Annotated in this window: 21 protein-coding genes and 1 pseudogene; 7 read left to right on the top strand and 15 right to left on the bottom strand. The window is 57.9% G+C overall.

The window, feature by feature from the left end; all coding sequences use genetic code 11:
• Nucleotides 1-137 precede the first annotated feature (137 nt).
• Complete coding sequence (locus RBB76_RS15085; RefSeq protein ID WP_429630054.1) at nucleotides 138-3,716, top strand: carboxypeptidase regulatory-like domain-containing protein; 3,579 nt, start codon at nucleotides 138-140, stop codon at nucleotides 3,714-3,716.
• Nucleotides 3,717-3,801: 85 nt separating this feature from the next.
• Here the strand turns inward: RBB76_RS15085 and RBB76_RS15080 are convergent, their stop codons facing one another.
• The 7 genes from RBB76_RS15080 to RBB76_RS15050 form a co-directional block, all read right to left on the bottom strand.
• Nucleotides 3,802-4,629 carry a rhomboid family intramembrane serine protease gene (locus tag RBB76_RS15080; protein ID WP_429630056.1) on the bottom strand — a complete coding sequence of 276 codons (828 nt, stop codon included), beginning with the start codon at nucleotides 4,627-4,629 and terminating at the stop codon, nucleotides 3,802-3,804.
• Nucleotides 4,630-4,750: 121 nt separating this feature from the next.
• A complete protein-coding gene (locus tag RBB76_RS15075; RefSeq protein WP_429630058.1) occupies nucleotides 4,751-5,215 on the bottom strand; it encodes a hypothetical protein in 465 nt (154 codons plus the stop codon).
• A 135-nt stretch (nucleotides 5,216-5,350) separates the two neighbouring features.
• On the bottom strand, nucleotides 5,351-6,418 hold the full coding sequence (locus RBB76_RS15070) for an MBL fold metallo-hydrolase (protein WP_429630060.1): 1,068 nt from the start codon (nucleotides 6,416-6,418) through the stop codon (nucleotides 5,351-5,353).
• 71 nt (nucleotides 6,419-6,489) lie between these two features.
• Entirely contained in the window at nucleotides 6,490-6,729 is a 240-nt protein-coding gene (locus tag RBB76_RS15065) for a hypothetical protein (protein ID WP_429630062.1), read from the bottom strand.
• 20 nt (nucleotides 6,730-6,749) lie between these two features.
• On the bottom strand, nucleotides 6,750-7,205 hold the full coding sequence (locus tag RBB76_RS15060; RefSeq protein ID WP_429630064.1) for a MaoC family dehydratase: 456 nt from the start codon (nucleotides 7,203-7,205) through the stop codon (nucleotides 6,750-6,752).
• 65 nt (nucleotides 7,206-7,270) lie between these two features.
• Nucleotides 7,271-8,131, bottom strand: coding sequence for a 3-hydroxybutyryl-CoA dehydrogenase (locus RBB76_RS15055; RefSeq protein ID WP_429630066.1), 861 nt, complete (start codon nucleotides 8,129-8,131; stop codon nucleotides 7,271-7,273).
• Between the two features lie 77 nt (nucleotides 8,132-8,208).
• Nucleotides 8,209-9,051 (bottom strand): PP2C family protein-serine/threonine phosphatase, encoded by an 843-nt coding sequence (locus tag RBB76_RS15050; RefSeq protein ID WP_429630068.1) that lies wholly within the window; start codon nucleotides 9,049-9,051, stop codon nucleotides 8,209-8,211.
• Nucleotides 9,052-9,151: 100 nt separating this feature from the next.
• Here RBB76_RS15050 and RBB76_RS15045 point away from each other — a divergent pair, with 100 nt between their 5' ends.
• Nucleotides 9,152-10,054 carry a DNA-methyltransferase gene (locus RBB76_RS15045; protein ID WP_429630070.1) on the top strand — a complete coding sequence of 301 codons (903 nt, stop codon included), beginning with the start codon at nucleotides 9,152-9,154 and terminating at the stop codon, nucleotides 10,052-10,054.
• Here RBB76_RS15045 and RBB76_RS15040 read toward each other — a convergent pair.
• The 6 genes and pseudogenes from RBB76_RS15040 to RBB76_RS15015 all read right to left on the bottom strand — a co-directional run bounded on the left by RBB76_RS15040 (nucleotide 10,014) and on the right by RBB76_RS15015 (nucleotide 13,227).
• Nucleotides 10,014-10,559, bottom strand: coding sequence for a hypothetical protein (locus RBB76_RS15040; RefSeq protein ID WP_429630072.1), 546 nt, complete (start codon nucleotides 10,557-10,559; stop codon nucleotides 10,014-10,016). The two genes, RBB76_RS15045 and RBB76_RS15040, sit on opposite strands and share 41 nt — an antisense overlap.
• Nucleotides 10,560-10,735: 176 nt before the next feature.
• A complete protein-coding gene (locus tag RBB76_RS15035; protein ID WP_429630074.1) occupies nucleotides 10,736-11,284 on the bottom strand; it encodes a hypothetical protein in 549 nt (182 codons plus the stop codon).
• Complete coding sequence (locus RBB76_RS15030; RefSeq protein ID WP_429630076.1) at nucleotides 11,281-11,544, bottom strand: hypothetical protein; 264 nt, start codon at nucleotides 11,542-11,544, stop codon at nucleotides 11,281-11,283. The genes RBB76_RS15035 and RBB76_RS15030 overlap by 4 nt, the downstream gene beginning before the upstream one ends.
• Before the next feature lie 79 nt (nucleotides 11,545-11,623).
• Nucleotides 11,624-12,016, bottom strand: a complete 393-nt coding sequence (locus RBB76_RS15025) for a metallophosphoesterase family protein (RefSeq protein WP_429630329.1) — start codon at nucleotides 12,014-12,016, stop codon at nucleotides 11,624-11,626.
• Nucleotides 11,968-12,579, bottom strand: a pseudogene (locus RBB76_RS15020) (metallophosphoesterase family protein); the annotation flags it as partial. The pseudogene RBB76_RS15020 and the gene RBB76_RS15025, both read right to left, overlap by 49 nt.
• A gap of 102 nt (nucleotides 12,580-12,681) precedes the next feature.
• Nucleotides 12,682-13,227 carry a PEP-CTERM sorting domain-containing protein gene (locus RBB76_RS15015; protein WP_429630077.1) on the bottom strand — a complete coding sequence of 182 codons (546 nt, stop codon included), beginning with the start codon at nucleotides 13,225-13,227 and terminating at the stop codon, nucleotides 12,682-12,684.
• A 135-nt stretch (nucleotides 13,228-13,362) separates the two neighbouring features.
• Here RBB76_RS15015 and RBB76_RS15010 point away from each other — a divergent pair, with 135 nt between their 5' ends.
• The 5 genes from RBB76_RS15010 to RBB76_RS14990 all read left to right on the top strand — a co-directional run bounded on the left by RBB76_RS15010 (nucleotide 13,363) and on the right by RBB76_RS14990 (nucleotide 17,793).
• On the top strand, nucleotides 13,363-13,824 hold the full coding sequence (locus tag RBB76_RS15010; protein WP_429630079.1) for a vitamin K epoxide reductase family protein: 462 nt from the start codon (nucleotides 13,363-13,365) through the stop codon (nucleotides 13,822-13,824).
• 114 nt (nucleotides 13,825-13,938) lie between these two features.
• Complete coding sequence (locus RBB76_RS15005; protein ID WP_429630081.1) at nucleotides 13,939-14,337, top strand: hypothetical protein; 399 nt, start codon at nucleotides 13,939-13,941, stop codon at nucleotides 14,335-14,337.
• Between the two features lie 224 nt (nucleotides 14,338-14,561).
• Complete coding sequence (locus tag RBB76_RS15000; RefSeq protein ID WP_429630083.1) at nucleotides 14,562-15,515, top strand: radical SAM protein; 954 nt, start codon at nucleotides 14,562-14,564, stop codon at nucleotides 15,513-15,515.
• Between the two features lie 311 nt (nucleotides 15,516-15,826).
• Nucleotides 15,827-17,329 carry a glycosyltransferase gene (locus RBB76_RS14995; protein WP_429630331.1) on the top strand — a complete coding sequence of 501 codons (1,503 nt, stop codon included), beginning with the start codon at nucleotides 15,827-15,829 and terminating at the stop codon, nucleotides 17,327-17,329.
• A gap of 83 nt (nucleotides 17,330-17,412) precedes the next feature.
• Nucleotides 17,413-17,793, top strand: coding sequence for a hypothetical protein (locus RBB76_RS14990; RefSeq protein ID WP_429630085.1), 381 nt, complete (start codon nucleotides 17,413-17,415; stop codon nucleotides 17,791-17,793).
• A gap of 109 nt (nucleotides 17,794-17,902) precedes the next feature.
• Here the strand turns inward: RBB76_RS14990 and RBB76_RS14985 are convergent, their stop codons facing one another.
• Together RBB76_RS14985 and RBB76_RS14980 are read right to left on the bottom strand one after the other, a co-directional pair.
• Nucleotides 17,903-18,895 carry a hypothetical protein gene (locus RBB76_RS14985; protein ID WP_429630087.1) on the bottom strand — a complete coding sequence of 331 codons (993 nt, stop codon included), beginning with the start codon at nucleotides 18,893-18,895 and terminating at the stop codon, nucleotides 17,903-17,905.
• Between the two features lie 268 nt (nucleotides 18,896-19,163).
• Entirely contained in the window at nucleotides 19,164-22,892 is a 3,729-nt protein-coding gene (locus RBB76_RS14980; protein WP_429630089.1) for an Rne/Rng family ribonuclease, read from the bottom strand.
• Nucleotides 22,893-23,152 lie beyond the last annotated feature (260 nt).

The following is a 23,152-nucleotide window of genomic DNA, read 5'->3' as shown; positions in this document are numbered from 1 at the left end:
GTAGTGCCCTGCTCTATAAGCTGCAATCTTCCTCTCCACGAAAGAACCACCTTTAGCCGAAGTTATCGAAAGGGGTTGTGATGAAACGCATAATCAGGAACGGCCAGTGTCCGAACTTTATAGAAGGTTTGACGAATATGATTTCGCTCAAAACCTCATTTTTTGTTGTTGCCTTTGCTCTCGTGTTTGCCATCTGTCCAGCCATGTACGGCCAGGCCACCGGTAGTTTTTCCGGAAATGTCCACGATAAATCCGGATCGGCCATAGCGGAGGCTACGATCACGGTCACCGCAGAGGGCACCGGCCTGACTCGCGAAGCCAAGACGGATAGCGCAGGCCACTATATTGTTCCTTTGCTCCCTGTCGGCAACTACACAGTGCGTGTCGACTTCACCGGCTTCCAAAGCACCGAAGCGAAAGATCTCCGTCTCCAGGTTGACGAAGCCCGCGAACTTGATTTTTCCATCGTTCCTGCAACCGTGGTCTCTACCGTCACGGTCTCCGGTGACGCCGTGACCACCGAGACCACGAACCCTTCGCTCGGCCAGGTCATTACCGGGCAGCAGGTGTCGCAGCTTCCGTTGAACGGTCGTGACTTCGTCCAACTCGCCACGCTCACCGCCGGCGCTACGGCAGAGACCAACTCCGGCAGCTTCTTCACCTCTGGCACCGACAGCGAGGTGGCCGCGCGCGGTTCCTTCTCTCTGTCGGTCGGCGGTTCCCGGCCCAACAGCACCGATTGGCTCCTCGACGGAGTCGACAATAACGAGCTGACGGCGGGCGGAGTTGGCGTCCTCTCTTCGATCGACGATATCGCGGAATTCAAGGTGCTCACCTACAGCTACTCCGCGGAATACGGCACCCGCGCCGGCCCGACCGTGCTGGTCACAACCAAGTCGGGCACAAACAACTTCCACGGATCTCTCTTTGAGTTCGTGCGCAACACCGCCTTCGACGCGAAAGGCCCCTTTGCCACGACAACCCCGAAGTTCAATCTGAATCAATTTGGCGGCACTTTCGGTGGGCCCATCATCCACAACAAAACGTTTTTCTTCGTGGATGGCGAGCAGAAGTATCAGCGTCAAGGAATCACCTTCACAGGTTTCATTCCTTCACTGGCCATGCGCAAGGGCGACTTCTCGGCCGACCCCTTCGGTCAGCCTGTCTCAGGTTTAGCCATTGCGAACCCTAATATGGCCGGCTCATCCACCAACCCCGCAATGTACCCGAACGTCTACTTCCAATGCGACGGCAACGGCAATCCTATACCCGCGAACCCCGACGGAAGCCAGTCACAGGGAACCCCCTGCAACAAGATCCCTCAAAACCTGATCAACAGCGCGGGCCAGGGACTGCTCAATATCTATCCTGCGCCCAACGCCAACGGCAATGGCTTCAACTATGTTAACGAGCCCGTCCGCGTCCTGAACGAAACCAAATTCGATGTTCGAGTAGACCATTCGCTCACGACCAAGGACAACCTGTTTGGCCGCTTTAGCTACGACCAGGCATTCTCTTTTGCGCCGGGCGGTGCTCCCGGGCTTGCCGAAGCCAACGCCTTCGGCAGCAATGAAAACCTGATCAATCACGCACGCAATGCCGCCGTCGGCTGGAGCCACGTGTTTGCAGCCAACACACTCAACCAAGCCACCTTCGGGTACGACCGCATCTTCAACTACATTGACTCACAGGGTAACTTCACCTGCGGATCGGCCCTTCTGGGCATTCCCAACGCCAATACCGGCTGCTCGCCGGACGGTACCCCACTTGCCGGAGGCTCCTTCAGTCAAGGTGTGGTTTCTATCGAGCCCACCAGTGGATATTGGTCACTGGGCGATCGTGGCTACTCGCCATTTCAGGGCGGAACCAACATTTACTCCTTCAAAGACGATCTCGACCTGATCCGCGGTAAACACGATATTCACGTCGGCATCGATCTCCGTGCCAACCAGATGAATGTGGGTACAGAGGCCTTTGGATCCGGCTTTCTGCTCCCTGGTGCCACCGGAAACTTCACGGGGGGAGGGGAAGCCACCGGCAATCCCTTGGCAGACCTGCTGTTAGGTATTAGCGGAGGCGCCATCCACGACCAGACAACGAATGGCTCAATCACTGGCCGCCGGTGGAAGATCGTACGGCCCTTCGCCGAAGATGACTGGCGCCTGACTCCGTCCCTGACTGTCAACCTGGGTCTGGCGTGGGCCATTACAAGTCCGATCACCGAAGTCCATGACCGAATGGCGAACTACATCCCCTCGACCCGAGCGCTTCTCATCGCCGGACAAGACGGGGTGAGCCGATCGGCTGGCATCAATCGGTTCGGTGGCGCGTACGAACCCCGCGTAGGCTTCGCCTGGAAGGTTGCTGGCAGCGACAAGACCGTGCTCCGCGCCGGCTTCGGCATCTACCACGACTCTGTCTGGAGCCAGGGCGCGCAGGGTCTGTGGCAAAATCCACCCAACCTCGGCGAGACGGACCAATTCGCTGGGGCGGGCTGCGCCTTTGCGACTTCATTCTGCGCTCTTAACGGTCAGACACCTTCGGAACCCTTCTTCCTCTCCACCGGTTTTCCGATTCCGCCCTCGCCGGGGACTGTGGACAACTTCCAGGGCACGTTCTACTACCAGCCGCCCAACTTCCAGCCCGGCAGGGTTCATCAATACAACGTCAACGTAGAACGGCAGCTACCCGGCGATGTTCTTCTCACCGCTGGCTATGCTGGCGCGGTCGCCGGCCACATCTTGGTTAGCGGCAATGCCATCAACGTCAACAGCCCCTCTGCCTGCGGAGTCGACCCGACCTATACGATCGGCTGCCTGCCTGGCGGCGCACCCTACATCTTTCCCTTCCCCACCGAGAACTTTAACTCGATCATTCTCTTTGGCGATGTAGGCAAAACCCACTACAACTCGCTGCAGATCAAAGCAGAGACCAAAACGCCTAAGCACGGCCTTTACGCGCTGATCGCCTACACCTACTCGCGCACCTACGACAACGGTTTAAGCGACGGTCTGGGCTCGCTGTTAAGCGCGGTGTATTTCCCTCTGCCCAACTGGCAAAATCTTGATTGGAGCCTGTCGCAGATCAACCTGAATCACAGCTTCACGGCAAGCGTCATCTATGACCTGCCGTTCGGCAAGGGCAAGGCATTCGGAAGCACCTGGGGGCCTGTGACCGACAGCCTTCTCGGCAACTGGCAAGTCACGCTCATTGAAAGGATCTCCTCCGGGTTCCCGGTTCCTCTGATCGACAGCAGCAATCAGTCGGGCACCGCCTTCAATGAAGGCGGCAACAGCTTTAATCTCAACCGGCCCGACCAGGTTGCCGGCTGCGATACGCACGCAGCAAGCCACAGACTCTACCAGTGGATCAACCGTGCCTGCTTTACCGCCCCTCAGGCTCAACAATTTGATAACGCCGGCAATTTGGTCACCCCGGGCAAGCTCGGTAATGCCAGTCGTCTTCCCGTCGCAGGACCCGACTTCGTCAACTCGGACTTCTCACTCATCAAGCAATTCCGTTTACCTCGTGAGATGGGCTTGAACTTCCGCGCTGAATTCTTCAATCTCTTCAATCACCCGCAATACGCATCGCCAATCGCCGACATCAACTTCAATTCACCGGCTGCGGGCCAAGTGTCCCCCTTCTTCGGCACGGTAAATTCGATCGTCAACAATCCACGCTTAATACAACTTGCCCTCAAACTAACGTTTTGAGGTCTAGCCAGTCAGCGGAATACAGCGGGTCAGCAAGTCAGCGAGAAGTTCGCTAGCTTGCTGACCCGCTGGCTCGTTAAGCAACCTACCTAAGCTTGGTGATGAAGTACGCGAAGAGGAACAGCAGAAACGCGGCCGCGGCGAAGGTGATCTTCTGCCGCGCGAGGTAGCGGGCGCGACCGGAGGTCATGCGTGGCACCAGCGGCACACCCAGCGCCAATCCGCTGAGAAAGCCGCCGATATGAGCGTGATTATCAATGCGCACAATGCTGGTAAAGTTGGCGCCGATGCCGATGATCAGATTCAACACCGCGAACTGGATGACGGAGCGGCGAAGGCGATTGAGTTCGAACGCCGGAATCGGGAGCTTCTTGTTCGAAAGCAGCACAATCAGGATACCGGCGATGCCGAAGACAGCGCCCGATGCTCCTGCGCCGACTGAGCTGTAGTCCCGAAACACCACATTGGAGCACAGACCCAGCAGATTACCAGCGACACCGGTGATGACGTAGACAGCGATCAGGCCGAAGGGACCCAGCAACGGTTCGCCCAGCAGGCCAAGGTTCCACAGGCACCACATGTTGGTCGCAATGTGAATCAGGCCGACGTGAACGAAGGTAGCCGTCAGCAGCCGATACCACTGGCCATGCAGAATGAACTCGGTGTTTGTGGCGCCGAAGTAGAGCAGCTGGCCCGGAGTGGGGCTGCTGGGTGAGACGCCCCGAAAGATCATGTAGCAGAAGACGGCGATATTGATGCCCAGCAGAATGTAGGTGCCAGGCGTGGCGAGGAAGTTCCAGCCGCGCTCGCGAGAGTTCGGGCGCGACACCTCTCGCTCGTAGTCGGGGATCGGATGATCGTGCGTCGCGTCGGTATGCGGAGGAAGGACTTCGCCTTCAGGAGCGGGGGACATGGTTTCTCTACGCTATCAAATGCAGGGACACATCGGTGTCGTCAGCAGCGGAAAGCTAACGCGATTCTAAGAAGAGGAGCCGGAGTTCCGCCGCTAACAACTTAACAATTCATGGTTGTCTTCAGGCAGCGTTCTTAGTGAAACGGTCGCGAAGATCTGCGGGAATGCGTTCTTGAACGATGCCCCCGATGAAGCCGGGAAGCGGCGTCGCGATTGCAACCAAAACCCAGAGAAGCGTCGAGAAGACAAGGCCGGCGATCGCGACTGCCTGGAGCGAGACGGCGACTGCATGTGCCTGGTTAAGATGGACCCTGACGGTATTGATGTGGGTGGCAACCTCAACCCGATGAATGACGACTGCCGCCAGCAGGAAGGCCACAATCGACAGTGTACTGACGCTGATCAGCAGAACGTCGATGGTACGGGCAATGCGTTGGCGGCGACGGCAATGGGTGCAGTCGGACAGATGCTGATCGTAGTCCGTGCGCATGGCGGGGGAGAGACCAGAGATGTCATAGCGCCAACCGGAGAGGATATCCCCCACCACCTGATCGATGCAGCCGGAGGCATGGGTTCTGCGGTTCACTGGGAATGCTAACGCTGTTTTTTTCATCACTTTATAGTCACCATTCTACCCTGTTAGACATAGGGAAGGAAAGAAAGGATTCATCGAACAGTAACCGTAAAAGACACCCGGGGGTAAACATTGGTAACACAAGAGTTATAGGCAGATTGGATCAAGGGGAGCAGATTGCCCAGCTAAAAGAATTCGGTTACCAAGCAGAGTCGGCTGATCGCACAGAGCTTGCTCGGCCGCAAGCCGCGCCAGCTCAGGAGCGTTATTGGACTCGGAGAGGTGGCCGAGAACGATCCATGCGGCGCCACCGTCGTAGTCCTTCTGCAGAAACTCCGCAGTGGCATGATTCGACAAGTGGCCGACCCGCGACAGAACGCGCTGCTTAACCGACCACGGATACGGCCCGTCACGGAGCATCTCAAGGTCGTGGTTGGACTCAAGCAACAGAACATCGACGCGCTTCAGGGCGGATTTGACGTTCGGTGGCATATAGCCCAGGTCCGTTGCCAGTGCCATACGGATGCCTTCAGACTCGAAGACGAAGCCACAGGGGTCCGCCGCATCGTGCGGAATGGTGAAGGGTGTGATGTCGATATCGCCAATGGAGAACTGTGTGCCGGAGTGGAAGTACTCGACGGCAGGCAGATGAGTGGGATCGCTCTTCGCGACGTTTTTTTGTGCGGCGGCAGATTCGAGTTCAGGGCCGCAGAGCTCTTCGTCATCGGGATCGATGGGAAGCTCGAGAGGAGCGTTTGGGTCGTCTGAGCGGCTGAGCACGGCAGCCTCGGCGGAGATGCTTGCGATCGCCTCGGCCTGCGCGGCTAACTGTGCGGCGACGCCAGCGGTCGAAGTGCCTGCGGCTATCGTGGCGGCGCGGGCCTCCTTTTCGCGCTGTACATGATCGAGCCACTTGGCGTAGGTCATCGTGCTGCGAGGGGTGAGCATACGCACCCACGCGCGGTGGGTCGGCTCGGTAAAGAAGACAGGAATCTTGAGACGGCGAGCAAGGACAGCCAGGCCCGCTACGTGGTCCTGATGCTCATGCGTGATGAGAATGGCATCGAGTGCGGAAGGGTCTTCTCCGGCGATGGCCATGCGCTTCAGCAGCTCGCGGCAGGAGAGGCCGGCATCGACCAGAACGCGCGTCCGGGAGCTGGCGATGACGGTGCTATTGCCTTTGGAACCGGAGGCGAGCACTGTCATACGCATCATTCGCTAAGAATACGCCGTTTGGTTGTGAGTAAGTGGCCGAGGTAACCACATTGGTTCCTCCGGCTACAGCTTCAGGACGCCAATCGATGAACCGAAGCGATATCGGCGAGAAGCGTCGAATGGCCGCCGCTTCCTATCGGTACAAAGTTGCCGTCGGGACCCGGTTCGACCTTCAGGTAGAAGACGTCGGGGGTCTCTTCACCGTCGAAGACGAAGAGGATCTGAGCGAGGAACCGCTCGCCCTCGACGGTCTCCAGCGTAACCACGAGGTCGATGCTGGATTTGAGAAGAGCGAGATCTTCACTAGTCATTGAAATCGGCTCGTTCGCGGCTAGGTGGTCGGTCTGACAGGAGCGAGGAAGTTTACCGTCGAGCGCATGACCACCTGGTCGCGTTGGTTGAAGGCGAGTGTGCGGGTACGGACTACACCATACTCCTTGCGGGAGTTTGATTGGCGGACACCAACCACCTCGATCTCGGTGCGGAGCGAATCGCCGGGACGAACGGGTTCAGTCCAGCGCATCTCCTCAACGCCCGCGCCGATCATGCCGCCGGCAACCGTGATCGACTGAACGCGAAGGCGCATCACGATGGCGGCGGTAAGCCAGCCCGACGCTGCGAGGCCCTTGAAGAAGGAGTTTTCGCCGGCAGCCTCGTCCAGATGGAAGGGCTGCGGGTCGTATTTGGTGCCGAACTCTTTGATCTCTTCGGCAGTCACCTTAGCCTGGCCAATCGAATGGAACTTCTGGCCTACGTAAAAGTCTTCGTAATAAAACTCCTGCGGCATGTCCTCTCCCTCTTCTATTTATATCTTTTCAGTGTATCCCTGGAATCGCCGCGTCAGCCTGTGACCTACGCCGTGGGATAGGTGTAGAAGCCACGGCCCGATTTTCGCCCCAACCAGCCAGCGTCGACCATGCGAACCAGCAACGGACAGGGGTTGTACTTTGGACTGCCAAGCCCATCGGCGAGGACCCGCATGATGTCAGCGCAGACGTCGAGGCCGATGAAGTCAGCCAGGGTGAGCGGCCCCATGGGATGCGCCATGCCAAGCACGAAGACCTGATCGACAGCTTCAGCCGTGGCCACGCCCTCCATCACGGAGTAGATGGCCTCGTTGATCAGCGGCATCAACAGGCGGTTTGAGATAAATCCGGCAGCGTCATTCACCTCGACCGGAGTCTTGCCGAGCTGTTTGGAGAGCGCGTGAACGGCATCGAAGATGGCTTGTGAAGTCGCGAGGCCACGAATTACCTCGACGAGCTGCATCACGGGCACCGGATTGAAGAAGTGCATGCCGATGACGTTTTCAGGACGCTTCGTCACAGCGGCAAGCTTCGTGATGGAGATGGAACTGGTGTTCGTCGCAAGGATGGAGTCGGCCGGAAGGATGCGGTCGAGATCACGGAAGATCTCGGACTTGATGGCAAACTTTTCCGTCGCCGCCTCGATGGCGAAGCTGCAACTGCCAAGCGCTTCGCGGTCAAGAGTAGGAGTGATGCGCGCCCTCGCCTCGTCGGCCTGCTGCTGGCTGAGCTTGTTCTTCGTAACTTCGCGAGCAAGATTTTTTTCGATAGTAGCAAGCCCACGATCCAGAAACGGTTGCTGCAGGTCGTAGAGGATGACGTTGAAGCCGGAGCGGGCGCAGACGTGCGCGATGCCGTTGCCCATGGTGCCGGCGCCGAGAATTGCAATGCTTTTCAAATCGGACATAGAGGAGTTTCAGACGACTTCGCAGTGTAGCAGTTTGCGAGGGGTCTGCGAATTACGGGCGGTTAGTCGGGGGAAGATCAGGGTACGACAGCGACCAGCAGCACGGTGATGTTGTCATGGCCTCCGTTGCGATTTGCGATCGTGATGAGCTCCTCGCACGCCGTGGTGAGCGCGCCTTTGGTCTGCGGCTTGGGGATGGAGGCCAGAATCTCCACGATCTCTTCATCGCTGACCTCATGGGTCAGCCCGTCGGAGGCCAGCATGTAGACATCGTTCGGCTGTGGGCGGTGGCTCTGAATCTCGGCCTCAACGGTGGGCTGCGAACCGACCGCGCGTGTGATGAGGTTGCGCATGGGCGATCTCGCCGCCTGAGCCATGGTGATCTGCCCGGCGCGCAGTTGTTCTTCGACCAGCGAGTGATCAATGGTGAGCTGTTCGAGCTTGCCGCGCCTTTGCCGGTAGCAGCGGCTGTCGCCGACGTGGCCCAGCCAGAGCGTCGGAGGATCGGTAATGCGGGAGTTAATGTGGTTGGTCGGCGAGCGGCGGGCGGCGCTCGCCTTGCCATTTTCCCCGTTGACCACAGGGGTGTGCAGCAGGGAGACCAGAGTCGTTCCCATGCCGTTGAACTGTCGCGACTGGCGGGACTGCTGGTAGACAGCGTGATTTGCTGCCTGAATGGCCGCGTTGAGGCGAGCCTGCGGCTTCTGCATCTCTTCCCCGCTACTCGATTGTGGCCTGAGATTGGCCAAAAAAGTATCTGCAGCCAGATTGCTCGCGACCTCTCCCGCTGCCGCTCCGCCCATGCCGTCGCAGACGACGAACGCCCCAATCTCAGGCGCCGCAGCACAGGTATCTTCGTTACCATGGCGGACGCGGCCCCGGTGGGTCAGCATAGCGTAGATGAGGTGATTGGGAGACATAATCAAACCTGGCCGATGCAGCCAAGCCTTCGAAGAGAAAGATACACTTCGCAGCCGAAGAGACCAAGGGTACGTTAGTGTTAGGAGCGGAGACGATGGTATGAACCGGATCGTGCACGGAGACAATCTAAACATTTTGCAGGCGATGGCCGCCGAATCCATCGATCTGATCTACGTCGATCCCCCTTTCAATACAGGCAAACGGCAGGCCCGCAAGCAGATAAAGACCATCCGCGACGAGACTGGCGACCGCGTAGGATTCGGCGGTTTCCGCTACCGCACCGAAGTAGCGGAGCAGCAAAACGGCGGCCAAGGCTACGGCGACAGCTTCGACGACTTCCTCGGCTTCCTCCGACCCCGCCTGGTCGAAGCGCACCGAATCCTCTCCGCCACCGGCTCCCTCTTCTTCCACATCGATTACCGCGAGGTGCACTACTGCAAGGTCATGCTCGACGAGATCTTCGGGCGCGAGTGCTTCCAGAACGAGATCATCTGGGCCTACGACTACGGCGCTCGCGCCACCAAGCGCTGGCCTGCCAAGCACGACAACATCCTCTGGTACACCAGAGACCCGAAACAATACACCTTCAACCTGAACGAGAGCGACCGCATCCCTTACATGGCTCCCGGGCTGGTGGGCGCAAAAAAAGCAGCGCGAGGCAAGACACCGACCGACGTCTGGTGGCACACCATCGTCTCGCCCACAGGCAAAGAGAAGACGGGCTACGCCACACAAAAACCGTTGGGAATCCTGGAACGGATCGTGCGCGTCCACTCAAATGCCGGCGACACAGTGCTGGACTTCTTTGCCGGCAGTGGCACCACCGGCGCAGCCGCAGCGAAACATGGGCGCAGCTTCGTGATGATCGATGAGAGCACCACCGCACTAGCCGTGATGGAAAAACGACTCGCAGCCTTCAGCCCGCGGAGAGAGGACTCGCCACCCCCCGCGGCAAAGAAAGCTAAGCGGCGCGCGCCTGCTTCTCAGCGAAGTCGCCAATAATCGGCAGCTTGTACCACTCGCCCTTGCTGGCCTTCAGGATGATGAAGAGCCACACCAGGAAGAGGCCCAGGCCGATCACAAGATGAATCAACGAAAATAGCAGGACAATTCCGGGGATGAAGTGCATCGCCATCTCCCCGATCGTGATGAGCACCTGCAACACCGTCGCTGCAACGCATAGCCCAATCGACTGCCACGAGTGAAACTTCACCAGCGGCATCTTGTTGTAAGGTTCAAGCACCAGGAAGATGACCGCGGGAATGATCGTGAGGTAGGCGATCGCGGCGGCCGCATTCTCCGAGAGCCCGGTGCTGGTCGCAGCCGGCGGAGCCGTAGTGTACGCAGGGGGTACCGTCGAGTAGGCTGGCGGAACATTCGTGTAGTTCGGTGGAGGAGGCACGGTGGAACTCGCAGAAGCGCCGCCGGCCGCACCTAGGGGCGCACCGCAGCTGCTACAAAATGCACTTTGGGAGGAGACTTCGTTGTGGCAGACAGGACACTGCATGGCATCACTCCTGAGAGATGAAATAGCATCTGGGCGCAGAACACAGCTCAGCTCGAGACAGCTCTGGAATTTGGACCTCGTCTGAAGTGCTACCCAGCATACCCCCGAATCGGCAAGGTCTCACCCACTTTTTTCAAATCTCTGCGCGATTTGATACGGTCACACGTCGCTGATTACTAGTGTTCGTGCCTTTGCTCTGCTGCCAGGCAGTCCTCGATCGCCTTCTGCCACTCCGCCCCATTCCCTGCGTCACGCTTCCCCATAGCAATCACGTCTTCATTCGCGGCTGCATCCAGAGCGGTCCGAACATAGATCACCTCGACCTTCGTCGTCGACGGAGTGAGCGTGGAGAGGCGCACATCCACCGTCGAGACAAGCGCATCGGGGATAAACGACACGTACTGCATCCGTCCGCCTGCTGGATCGAAGACCGTATTGACCCACACGCTCTTGTGCGGACCGTGCTGCACCGTGAAGACGGCGCCCTCGATGTCCTGTGCCGGTTGAGGATGCAGAAACTCCGGATTCCAGTGCGGGCCCGCCCAGCATCGCTCCCCCTCCGGCCCGAAGAGTCCCGCTGCACGACCGAGCGGAGCGGGGACGACGAACTGAAAGCTGTTGCGGACATGCGCTGGCGAGGCTGCTGCCTGCGCGCTCGCAGCGGGTTGTCCCAAACCTGCCGCGCCTGTTGCAAGTGCGAAAGAAAGTAACTTCGTTGCGTTCATCTTCGCTCCTTCAATCGATGGCTGTCCGACGCACGCAGCGTCAGGCCATAGATGCCCTTCAGCTTTTCGATCTCCTTCAGCGTCTGGGGCGAGAACGGAGCCTTGCCCTCAAACGCGTGAAGCACGATTCCCTCCAGCAGATCGCCAAGACTCATGTCCTTCAACTCAGCGACAGCCTTCAATACCTTCAACAGCCGTTTCTCCATGCGGACGCCCGTCTGCATCCGCTCAATCTCAACCAGGTTCTTCGGTTCTGCCATATGTACCAATGTACCATGGTACCAAAATCGACGAAGAGAGGCGTAGCTCTGTCAAGTCCAGCAGGAGCAGGTGAATCTTCTAGGTATTTTGTGGTGCGACCGACTGGAAGCCCGAAGGCTCGTAGTGCGTGGTGAGCTTGTTGTTTGCGACCGTGACCACCGTAAATCCTTCGGGGGTGCCGAGACGTGTCCCATGCCACCAGTTACCGCAGACAGCTCCGCTGGTAATGTACGGGACGCCCTTCCACAGAACGGTCTCGTTGATGTGAGTATGGCCTTGCAGAACGCCAAGAACGTTGTGTCCGGCAAAGAGATCGAGACCTGATTCGCGTTGGCGACGCTCAGGCTGTGATGAGTCGGCGCGACGGTTTGTTCGGGTGTATACGCACCAAAGGCCGTGACCAGGGGAATGTGAACCGAGACGATGACCGGTGTCCCCGAAGGCAGCGCCGCGAGGTCGGCGGCGAGCCACTGGAGCTGAGCCGCATCGATCCGGCCTTCGTAGGCGCGGTCCGGCGTGATGCCGATCGAGTCCAGCACGATGAAGTGGTGGCCTTTGTGATCGAAGGAGTAGTACAGCTTGCCCAGGCGCTGCTCGAAGAGCTTCTTGCCGTAGAGCGGGTCGTCCTGCGCGATGCCGCTCGCGGGATAGATGCCGAGAACGTCGTGATTGCCAATCGTGTGATACACCTTCACGCCAAGATCCTGCTCGGTCTTGTCGTAAAGATCGAAGAGCGTCAGGGCACGCTGCTTGGGCACGGCGAGAGAGTCGAAGACGTGATCGCCGCCGTTGATGGCGAAGTCCGCTTTGACCGCACGGGCTTTCTTGAAGGCCATATCGGTGCCGACTACGCCGTTGAGCTCGGGCTGCAGATGCGCATCGGTGACGAAGAGGAAGGTAAATGGCTCCTGCACCTGCACGGATGGCGTGGCCGCGGATGGTACGGCCGCGGCGAGGAGAGACGGCGTGACTGATGCGGAGACGCCGGTGGCTCCGAGGAGCGTGAGGAAACGGCGGCGGCTAAGAGAGGTCATCACAAACCCATGATAATCCGGCCAATCACTCCATTGGATGAAGGCAGAGTACAGTAACAGCAAAAGCCACCCGAAGGTGGCTTTCTCTGGTGCTGCCCGTGATCAGATAGCCATGCGACGTCGGATGATCCCCACAGCTCCCAACAAACCTGTGCCCAGTAGAGCAAAGCTGCTCGGCTCTGGTGTGACGCCGGTGGATGTGACAGCGGTGAAAGTTCCGCTCGTCACAGGGTCATCGACATCTTTGGGTTCGACGAGAGCACTGACAAAGAAGCCGTTAGTAATGTCAGGGTCTGGGCAGTTGAATGCTTCCGTGCACAGCTCACCGCCCGTATAGCCGACCCACGTCCCTGCGGTTTCTAGGGCAATGTATTCGCTTAGAGTTCCGATCCGCTCGAACTCAATACCCTCGGGTAAAAATGACTGGAAGTTAACTGTGTTGTACACAGTGGAGTTGCCTCCCAGGACGTAGGTGAGGTCCGCTGCAGTCATGGTACCCGTTGTTTCATCAATCGTTATTGTTCCTGTAGCCGTCGCTCCACTTGCGAATTGACTATAGAGTTCGAAGGTTCCGAAGACATCGGCATGTGCAGTCAACGAACAGGCTGCGGCGAGAGACAAGGCGAGATAAACGTGCTTCCAACGCATAATAAGCTCCACAGTTGATTTGCGGGGAGGCGGCAAGAGTATCTCTTCTACATCCCCAGAGCAAGATGAAAGAGTTTGCATCTTATTGAATTAACATGGAATTCACCTTGCCTCGGGCGAAGTAAAATCAAAGTCATGAAGTATCTGATTGCCCTGCTGGCGGTTGCTGGAATCGTAGTCTCAACGATGGCGCTTCATGTCCACTACATGGACCCGGCTCTCGCGCCACCCTGTGCGGTCACCGAAAAGTTCGATTGCGGTGCCGTGAATCACAGTCGGTTCGCGGTCTTCCCTCCCCGCACCTTCGACGAAGATCCCAAGTCGGCAGGGTCGCATATTCCCGTTGCGATGCTCGGCATCGTTGGCTATGCAGCGATTGGCGTGCTCGCTCTCACGGGCCGCTGGTGGCTGGTCTTCGAGTTCGCCCAGATTGGGTTTCTCTTCGCGGCGTTTCTCAGTTATATCGAGGCGTACGTCCTCCAGAAGTGGTGTATCTACTGCCTATGGTCGCAGGGGATCGTGACGGCCATTTTGCTGGTTACGATTGTCGCGCTCGTGATGAGATGGCGGCAGGGTCGCGCGAGCCTGAATCCATAGAAACCTGAAAATGAAAATCCGTTATAAACCGGTAAAGGGGCGTTCGCGCTAGGATTAGGCATCTGGCTGGACTAGTGCCTTCATCAATTAAATGAGACAAACCAGGAGTACCGCATGTGGCCGAAGGTAATCGCACAGTTGTTCGAGCTACTCCCTCACATATCCCGCCTGTTGCCGTTGGCCGACAAGTTCTTCACGTCCAAGGCCGCCTCTGAGAAGGCGAACGAGGCGGCCTTGGTGGCCATGGCCGAGGGCGTTCGCGGCGACCTGGGGCAAGTCACCAAGGCGCACCTGGGCCTCTATCGCCAGTTGCAGGACCAGAGCGCCCAGATCACCGCAGTAGGCGAAGAGGTGAAGCGGGCGCGGGTTTCGATGGAGCAACACGAACATAGGATGGCGACGCTCGAGAAGGGCGTGGCATCGTTTGGCCTGTGGCTGAAGGCCGGGGTCTCGCTGCTGCTCATACTAGCGGTGGTGGTGATTATTCTGCTGGTTGAGTTGCTGCACCGGTAGGTTCGTCCGGGAGTCACGCGCCGGCTGAAAATAAAGTTCAAAAACGTGGCGTATTTTTCTGCTCCGAAAAAGTGACGGTTAAAACACCACGTTAGCCACGCAATTCACCACGTTCTCGCCACGTTTTCACCACAGCAAAACACCCCAAAAACGCAAAATCCCCCTATAATTAGGCGCTTTTCCCGCTCCAGATTTTTTTCTGCCAAAAAACGTAGAATTGAAGCATGGGAATTAGCCGTAACGAAGCTCTGGACTGCTTTCGCAGCGACGATTTGATTGGAATTGGAATGGAAGCCGACGCGGTACGCCGCCGGCTGCACCCCGAAGGTGTAGTAAGTTATGTTATCGACGGAAGAGTCACCTACACGGAATCCGCAACTGGCGCGGGTTTTGACCCACTCTGCGAGAAGATCTCCAACATCGTCGCAAGGGGCGGCCATGGCGTGATGCTGCAGGGCGACGTGACCCCGGCGCTCACAATCTCTTGGTTTCACGGGGTCTTTCGCAGCATCAAAAAGCGCTTCCCCGCCATCTGGCTGCACTCCCTATCGGCCAGCGAAATTCTATCCATTGCTGAACACTCAGGACTTACCGTGCCGGACACAATTGCCCGCCTGCGCGACGCCGGGCTCGACTCAATCCCCGGTGATGACGCGGATATTCTCGATGATGAGGTGCAACAGGGCACTCGCCAAAAGTGGACAACCGCGGATTGGCTTGCTGTCCACCGTGCCGCGCACAAGCTTGGCATCCAGACCACCGCGACGATGACCTTCGGCTGTGGCGAGACGATGGAACATCGCGTAAATCATTTGGAAGCAGTGCGCAGTTTGCAGGAGGAGACGAACGGCTTTGCCTCGTTCACACCATGGAGCTTTGCTCCAAAAGCCGCGTCAGTGCAGGGGTTCGAGGAGGCGACGGCTGTTGAGTATTTGAAGACGCTTGCGATCTCGCGCATGTTTCTCGATAACGTCCGAAACGTCCAATCGAATCTCGAGACGCAGGGTCTGAAGGTTCTGCAGGTTGGGTTACGATTCGGCGGCAACGACGTGGGCAGTGTAATGCTCGCTGAGGGCGCAAATGCCGCGACTGAGGAACAACTGCGGCAAGTAATTCGCGACGCAGGTTTCAAGCCGGTTCAGCGCGACACTGTTTATAGAACGATGTTTCTGAACTAGACGGGCTACCGCTGTCGCCTCGGAACAGTTACCGTGGGCCGGCCCGATGGGATTCTGATTGAGCCGCCTGAGTGCGTTTGAACCAGATTTCAAGCGGCGATTCGCGTAGAATCAGTTGGGTACCCGAACCCATTGGTGGAGCAACGATCCTGCACCTTTCTCTTCAATTATTGACGTCGCAACTCGGGTTGCTAGTTGGTCCAAAGGGCTTCGGTCACTATTGGAAGACGCACTACGCGGATAAGACGTTTGAGCATCTCTATCGATGGAATGCGTTCGATACGGCGCTGCTGATTCCCTACTTTATCGTCATGATTGTTCTGGCGTTCTACGGGATTCATCGCTATCAGCTGGTGTGGCTCTACTTCAGAAACAAGAAGAACGCGGCGAAGTGGAGTGAGCCACCGATGCGGTTCGCCGAAGGCCAGTTGCCATTCGTGACGATTCAACTGCCGATCTTCAATGAACAGTTTGTCATCGAACGGTTGATTGAGGCAGTGTGCAGACTCGATTATCCGCGAGACCGGTTTGAAGTTCAGGTGCTGGACGACTCCACCGATGAGACGACCGATGTGGCGCGGGATATCGTCGAGCGGTATGCTCGCGGGTTTGTCGGAATGGAACCGCAGCCGATTGTGTATCTGCATCGCAGCAACCGCCATGGGTATAAGGCGGGAGCGCTGGACAAGGGGCTCGACGTTGCGCGGGGCGAGTTTGTAGCAATCTTCGACGCGGATTTTGTACCGCCGCGGCAGTGGGTGATGCAGGTGATCCATCACTTCGCGCAGCCGGAGATTGGCATGGTGCAGACGCGCTGGACACACCTGAACAGGAACTACAGCTTTCTGACGCAGGTCGAGGCGATCCTGCTCGACGGACACTTTGTGCTCGAACATGGAGGCCGAAGCCGGGCCGGAGTCTTCTTTAATTTCAACGGTACCGCGGGGATGTGGCGCCGAGAGACGATCTCGACTGCCGGCGGGTGGCAGCACGACACGCTGACGGAAGATACCGATTTGAGCTACAGGGCGCAGTTGGCAGGATGGCAGTTCAAGTACCTACAGGATGTGGAGTGTCCGGCGGAGTTGCCGATCGAGATGACTGCGTTCAAGACGCAACAGGCGCGATGGGCCAAGGGGCTGATCCAGACGGGGAAAAAGATTTTGCCGCGAGTGCTCAAGAGCGATGCGCCATGGCATACGAAGCTCGAAGCCTGGTATCACCTGACGGCAAATATCAGTTACCCGCTGATGATCGTGCTGAGTGTATTGCTGATGCCGGCGATGATTATTCGTAGCTGGCAGGGCTACATTCAGATGCTGCTGATCGATTTTCCTTTGTTCATCGCGAGCACGATGTCGGTTTCGACGTTCTACATGGTGAGTCAGAAGGAGCTTTATCCGAAGAGCTGGTACAAATCTATCGTCTACGTCCCGTTTGTCATGGCGCTGGGTGGAGTGGGACTGACGATCACCAACACCAAGGCCGTGATGGAAGCGCTGCTTGGAGTAAAGAGCGCCTTTGCAAGGACGCCGAAGTATAGCGTGAAGAAGAAGGGCGAGAAGAGTCAGGCAAAGGTCTATCGCAAGCGATTGGGAGTCATTCCCTGGATTGAGATGGCGATTGGATGTTACTTTGCATGGACGGTTTACTACGCAATCTCGACGGAGAACTTCTTTACCGTGCCGTTCCTGGTGCTGTTTGTGTTCGGATACTGGTATACGGGCTTGCTGAGCCTGTTGCAGGGGCGGTTTGAACGGAGCCGCGATCCGGACCAGGAGATGCACGAGAAGCCGTATCCGGTGGGTATTTAGGAGAATCGGGCTGATAGACTTGCATTCTATGTCTCGAGAAAAGGCGCCACACGGAGCGCGGCGCAGGGGCCCGAAATAGACGCATGATTACCGGCAGTTTTCTTTTGCTTGCACTCGTTCTTGGGTATCTGGTGACGGTCGGACTGTCGATGGCAGCGACCTTTGGCATTACTGCGGCTTCGCCCGATCTAGTCGCGCGGGACCATCGGATCACGCAGAGATACAAGTTTCTCCAGGATGGAGTATGGCTTGTGTGCACGATGGTGGGAGCCTATGTGACGGCCCTGATTCTCGGAAGAGAACACTCTCCGTGGTTGGGAGCGGCGGCTTTGGTTATTGTTTTAGCCGGGGTGCTGTGGAGGAATGCCTGGGAGAGACGACAGCGTGGGATCGGACATCAGATCCTGATCAGTCTTGCAACAGTAGTCGGGGTGGGCGCGGGATTCTTCTTTCGACTTCATTAGTCATTCTTTGGCATAAGCATGGATGCGCCTTTAGGCCTACCCAGTTGAAGCACAAAAGAAGAGAGACCAATGGCCTCTCTTCTTTCTATATCCATCGTGGCAGACAAGGTTAGAAGCGAAGACCGAAGGTTATCGGAATGTAGCTTGTCCGTGCGCTGTTCTGAGGAAATACATTGAAGCCGTTGCCATTCGCGTCTCCCAAAGAGAAGTCTCTTTGTGAGTTAAAGGTGTAAACGTAGCGACCTTCCACGTACAAACGTGTTGAAGCGAAGCGGGAGACTTTATAAGTGAAACCAAGACCTGCATTCACACCGAAGGCATTGCTGGTGTACTTGTCGATGGTTGAGTTGGCGTTAAACTGGAAGCAGCCGAAGAAATCGCAAGCAGTACCGATTGTTGGAACGGTGAAGTTAGCTGTCTTATGATAAAAACCTGCTCCACCAATTACATAAGCGCCCTTAGTGTCCGAGGTGTAGTAGTTGACGATCGGATTGAGCGTGAACGACCAGTCATGACTGGTGCCGCCGAGCTGAGTGAGCGGATTGCCATTCTGATCAGTTGCCCCAAGAGCGTTATAGATTGCCAACAAATTGTTGAGGGTTGAAGTGTTGACTCCAAAGTTGTCATAGTCGAATTGGGCAATGACGCCGAAGGTCTTGTTGAAGTTGCGGCCTACGCCGGCCTGGAGCTTCCAACTGGTGTCGAGTGCGCCGTGCGTGGCGCCGGTGGGTAGGGTAAAGCCTCCGCCAACGAGAAAAGTGTATTTTGCGGAGCCATCAGAGTTGGTTCGGCTGTCGTTATAGTTTGGACGGCTGTAACGACGACGCGGTGGGGGTTGGGTCGCGTCGCTATTCAGGTTGAAGTCCAGTGCGTTGGCAGTCTCGGCGCTGCCGGTGCTGCTGCTGTAGCCCAGGTCGTCTGGGGCGGAAAGGTTGAGCGGTGCTGCGAGGCTCGTCTTAAGGTTGACTGGCGGCAGAGCTGCTGCAGTACCAGCAGACTGCTGCGCGTGAAGGCCCATGGTCCCTGCTGCGGCGAGAAAAGTAACGGCCGCGGTGTGGCCAAGAATTCGGTGTAGGCGATTCCCAGTGATCTTCGTTTGCATCTTTGTGTAGCTCCCTTGGTGCTGCGAGGTTCTTCATTGGCTTGAACCCAACTGTAACGCGCTTGTTGTGTATGACGCAGGAAATGTCGTTTTGGATGACAATCAGGACAGAGTTTTTACTTTGCGGCTTGGTGCAAGCTAATGAAGGAGGCATAGTTACGGGCATCCAAGAAGATTGGACGCCCGTAGTTTCTTGAGAGAATCTTGATCTATTTTCGGAGATTTTGTCATTGAGCTTTAGCCCAACTATGAACTCCGAAAGAATGATCTAGTGAATATCGAACTGCTCCGGGTGGAGGCTGGGGTCGGATTTGACGAGGATGGTTTTGCCGACCATCTCTTCCATCTCCTGAAGCCACTTCGTGCCTGGAGCCTTGAGTTGTTTGACGACATCGGGATTCACGCGAAGCATGACATCGCCGCGGTCGAGATGCTTCTGCATCTTGCGCATCTCGATGTAGATGTCGTTGCAGACGGTGACCGGCGACTTGACCATTCCAGTGCCGGTGCAGATGTTGCAGGTAGTGGATAGCGTGCGCTCGAGCGACTGTTTGACTCGCTTGCGGGTGATGGCAACCAGACCAAAGTCGTTGAACTGAAGAACCTTCGATGGAGCGCGATCATTCTTCAGCTCCTCTTCGAGCGCGGCCATAACCTTGTTGCGGTTCTTGCGCTCGTCCATGTCGATGAAGTCGATGATGATGATGCCGCCGAGGTCGCGCAGGCGAATCTGACGAACGATTTCAGGGATGGCATCGAGGTTTGTCTTGACGATGGTGTCTTCGAGGCGAGCGGTCTTGCCGACGAACTTGCCGGTGTTGATGTCGATCGCAACGAGGGCTTCAGTCTGGTTGATGACGATAGATCCACCGGATTTCAGCCACACCTTGGAACGCAGAGCTTTGTTGATCTCTTCAGTGATGCCGAACTGCTCGAAGAGCGGAGTCTCTTTGGTGTAGAGCTTGACGCGACGAATGAGCGACGGCTGGAAGCGCTGCAGGAAGCGCAGGACGCGCTCGTATTCGCTTTCGGTGTCGACCCAGATGGCGGAGAAGGTGTCGGTGACCTGATCGCGAAGGATGCGTTCGACGAGATTGAGGTCGTGGTAGATGAGGGCTGGGGACTTCGAGGATTCGGAGCGCTGCTTGATATCCGCCCAGAGATTGAGGAGGAAGCGGAGGTCGGAGCGGAGTTCCTCTTCGCTGGCTCCCGATGCAGCAGTGCGGACGATAAAGCCGCCGGCAGCCTCACCCTTTTCGCTGAGGAGAATCTCCTTGAGACGGCGACGCTCGCTATCGGAGTCGATCTTGCGAGAGACTCCGGTGTGGTTGACCGTAGGCATGAAGACGAGGAAGCGGCCAGGAAGCGCGATGTGCGATGTGATGCGTGCGCCCTTCTTGGCGATGGGCTCCTTAGCGATCTGAACGAGAATCTCCTGACCAGGCTTGAGCAGTTCGCTGATAGCGGGAAGGTTGGTTGACTGCATCGAGCTGCGGCCACCACGACGGTCACGGCCACCGTTATTGGCACGCTCGCGGTCGCCGGCCCCTCCGGTGTTGCGGGGACGATCGGTACGGTCTCCGCGATCACTGCGGCCATAACGGTCTCCGCGACGGCCATCCCGACGACCATCACGGCGGCCACGGCCACGATCCTGGTCGCGATTGCGGTCGGGCGATGCAGCGGCTGCGCCGGTCTGGGCCTGATCGAAGCCGTTGGAGGGTGATACTTCATCGCCCTCAACGATCTCTTCGTGGAGAACGTCTTCTTCGGTGTCGGATTCGTCGAGGTCTTCTTCGTCGTCCGTCTCCTCGAGATCGCCGATGAGAGGATCGTAGACCGCATCCTCTTCTTCGAGGTCGTCCTCCTCTTCTTCGTCTACGTTTCCAGAGCGGGTGATCTGGTCGATGGACATCTCGCGGAGCATGGTGCCGAGGTCGGCGGCGCCCTCGAGAGTCTCCTCTTCTTCAAAGTCGTCCATCTCTTCGATGGAGCTGGCGTGGAGGGTAGTGTTGAAGTCCTCCTCATCGAGGGTTTCCTCTTCGAACGAGCCGACGCCAGGTGCGAAGTGCTGCGGAGCAGCATCATCTGCGATGACGTAGTCGGCTGGATTTGCGATGGCTGTCTCGTGTTCAATCGGAGAGACCGTCTCAGTCGCATGTTCGGGAGTGAAGGAAGCGACTGGAGCTTCGGAGTGCATCTCGCCGGTGGCGTGAAGGGTGGTCAGTTCATGTGGTGCGGGGGCCGTTTCGCTTGGCTCAACGTGAGTTGGTGCAGGGGTCTGCCAGTCGAATGGTTCGTAGCTTGTGTGTGCGGGCTCGACTTCGAGTTGGGCAACTGACTCGCCGGGGCCGGGAGTGATACTGTGAGTTGCGCTGTGATCCTGAACTTGCGACTCGATGACGGTTTCCGACTGGACCTCTTCTGGCGCATCGAGGACGGGCGCGCTTTGGCGGTACTCGCTGGGAGCTGCGGGATCGATGCGATAAGAGGCGGAGGCGTCGGTCGGCTCGTATTCGGCTGGTTCGCCAAGAACCTCTGGCAGCGTCTCGTCCATGGGGATAGGATCGGCAGAGTCGGCGAGGGCAACCTCCGGCTGCTCTTCGATAACATCAGTGACACTGAATCCATCGGCATCATGAATGACTTCGGCGTGAGGCAGAGGGATCGCGGAGCTGTCATTGCGGGAGTCAGCGGTGGTTTCCTGTCGGTGCTCGGCGCGGGGCTCGTTACGACTTTCCTGGCGACGACGGCGAGAGAGAGTTTCACCGGGCAGAATAGCTCCGCCATCCCAGCCTTCAGGGATGCTGAACCCGGGAGCGGACGGGATGATTACGTTGGTCTCGACAGGTTTGGACACTGCAGCGACCGGCTCGTCTCCGCCCTTACGGTACTTGGAGAGAGATTCGCCGGGGAGAACGATGGGCTCGGATGCGGTGGCATCGAGTTCAGGGGCTTGACCGTAAGCGGGTGAATCGTCTACGCCGTAGAGCGCGGTCTTTGGGGCAAAGCCGCGAGGGATGCGGGGTTCGCGATCACGGCCACCACGATCGCCACGGTTGCCGCGGTCTCCACGATTTCGATCTCCCCGGTTGTTGCGGTCGCGACGGTCGTCTCTTCCGCGATTGCCGCGATCTGTATTTTCCTGAGAGGTGCCGACTGTTTCGACCGCGTTGTAGACAGGCGGGACTTGAGCCGGGGCGGTCGGAGTGGAGATAGGCGCCGCGGCTCCGTCGATGTCGAAAGACTCTTCGTCATAAGCGAATTCGTTCGGAGCGGTGCTCGGAGCTGCACCGGCGACGTTCGGAGATTCGTCGCGTTGACCTGGCCCACGGCCACGGCGACGGCCGCGACGGCCGCGCCAGCGGCGGCTGCCATCGGCACCGGGGGCGCCTTCACCAATATCGCCACCGTCGTTGCGGTCGGTCACGATGTTCTCTGTTGGCTGGTCTGGGGTGAAGAAGTCAGCGGCGGGGGTGCTGTAAGTGTCCTGGGGCGTTGTGGGCGCAAGGGGGTCGGCGGTAGGCTGACGATCACGGTTTCCGCTGCGGTCGCGACGGCCGCGTCCGCCACGGTTACGATCGCCACGGCCATTTCGGTCGCCGCGGTCGGTCCGCTCAGAAGAGCGGAGGCCGGAGTCAGTGGTCTGGTCTAAGCGGTCCGGGGGGCTTGAGACGGCGCCTTCGAGGACGGGAGAATTGCTGTTGCGACGGCCTTCGGACCGGCGGCCGGAGTCGCCGTTGGTGTCGAAGTCGGCCGAATCGCCGGCCTCTTCCATGAAGTCGGTGATGTAAAGGAAAGCGTCGCGCTCAAGGCCGATATCGACGAAGGACGACTGCATGCCCGGCAGAACGCGGGTGACTTTTCCGTTATAGATGGATCCGGCGAGGGTGTATTCGTTCTCGCGCTCGTAATAGATTTCGGTTAGTTCGTCATTTTCGACGATGGCGAGACGGGTCTCGTGGGGGGTACTGGAGATGTATATTTCTTTTGACATTCGCTGTGCTCTTTCTGCCCGACCTGTTTGAGGTTCGAGCGGCAGACGCGACAGAGAACAATCGAGAGTTGACCTGGCTTAGGGCCGGGTTTGGCTCACCGTGGGGCGGACAGATTACGGGCTGCGGAAGCGCGTGAACAGAACTCGACGGCCGGTGCGAGGTGAGAGTACAGCTCTGCCCTGGGCGCGCTCGCTGAGAGCGCGGATTGGGCGATACCGGGTAGATCGGGGACACGGGGGGATGCTTCTAGCAATTCGAG

Origin of the sequence: Tunturiibacter psychrotolerans (assembly GCF_051013365.1) — a bacterium.
GTDB classification, from domain to species: Bacteria; Acidobacteriota; Terriglobia; order Terriglobales; family Acidobacteriaceae; genus Edaphobacter; species Edaphobacter psychrotolerans_A.
This window is presented reverse-complemented; position numbering and strand designations above follow the sequence as displayed.

Bases quoted from the DNA above. Each gene is read 5' to 3' on its own strand.
- RBB76_RS15085 (WP_429630054.1), top strand. From the start codon at position 138: ATGATTTCGCTCAAAACCTCATTTTTTGTTGTTGCCTTTGCTCTCGTG.
- RBB76_RS15080 (WP_429630056.1), bottom strand. From the start codon at position 4,629: ATGTCCCCCGCTCCTGAAGGCGAAGTCCTTCCTCCGCATACCGACGCG.
- RBB76_RS15070 (WP_429630060.1), bottom strand. From the start codon at position 6,418: ATGATGCGTATGACAGTGCTCGCCTCCGGTTCCAAAGGCAATAGCACC.
- RBB76_RS15065 (WP_429630062.1), bottom strand. From the start codon at position 6,729: ATGACTAGTGAAGATCTCGCTCTTCTCAAATCCAGCATCGACCTCGTG.
- RBB76_RS15060 (WP_429630064.1), bottom strand. From the start codon at position 7,205: ATGCCGCAGGAGTTTTATTACGAAGACTTTTACGTAGGCCAGAAGTTC.
- RBB76_RS15055 (WP_429630066.1), bottom strand. From the start codon at position 8,131: ATGTCCGATTTGAAAAGCATTGCAATTCTCGGCGCCGGCACCATGGGC.
- RBB76_RS15050 (WP_429630068.1), bottom strand. From the start codon at position 9,051: ATGTCTCCCAATCACCTCATCTACGCTATGCTGACCCACCGGGGCCGC.
- RBB76_RS15045 (WP_429630070.1), top strand. From the start codon at position 9,152: ATGAACCGGATCGTGCACGGAGACAATCTAAACATTTTGCAGGCGATG.
- RBB76_RS15040 (WP_429630072.1), bottom strand. From the start codon at position 10,559: ATGCAGTGTCCTGTCTGCCACAACGAAGTCTCCTCCCAAAGTGCATTT.
- RBB76_RS15035 (WP_429630074.1), bottom strand. From the start codon at position 11,284: ATGAACGCAACGAAGTTACTTTCTTTCGCACTTGCAACAGGCGCGGCA.
- RBB76_RS15030 (WP_429630076.1), bottom strand. From the start codon at position 11,544: ATGGCAGAACCGAAGAACCTGGTTGAGATTGAGCGGATGCAGACGGGC.
- RBB76_RS15015 (WP_429630077.1), bottom strand. From the start codon at position 13,227: ATGCGTTGGAAGCACGTTTATCTCGCCTTGTCTCTCGCCGCAGCCTGT.
- RBB76_RS15010 (WP_429630079.1), top strand. From the start codon at position 13,363: ATGAAGTATCTGATTGCCCTGCTGGCGGTTGCTGGAATCGTAGTCTCA.
- RBB76_RS15005 (WP_429630081.1), top strand. From the start codon at position 13,939: ATGTGGCCGAAGGTAATCGCACAGTTGTTCGAGCTACTCCCTCACATA.
- RBB76_RS15000 (WP_429630083.1), top strand. From the start codon at position 14,562: ATGGGAATTAGCCGTAACGAAGCTCTGGACTGCTTTCGCAGCGACGAT.
- RBB76_RS14995 (WP_429630331.1), top strand. From the start codon at position 15,827: ATGATTGTTCTGGCGTTCTACGGGATTCATCGCTATCAGCTGGTGTGG.
- RBB76_RS14990 (WP_429630085.1), top strand. From the start codon at position 17,413: ATGATTACCGGCAGTTTTCTTTTGCTTGCACTCGTTCTTGGGTATCTG.
- RBB76_RS14985 (WP_429630087.1), bottom strand. From the start codon at position 18,895: ATGCAAACGAAGATCACTGGGAATCGCCTACACCGAATTCTTGGCCAC.
- RBB76_RS14980 (WP_429630089.1), bottom strand. From the start codon at position 22,892: ATGTCAAAAGAAATATACATCTCCAGTACCCCCCACGAGACCCGTCTC.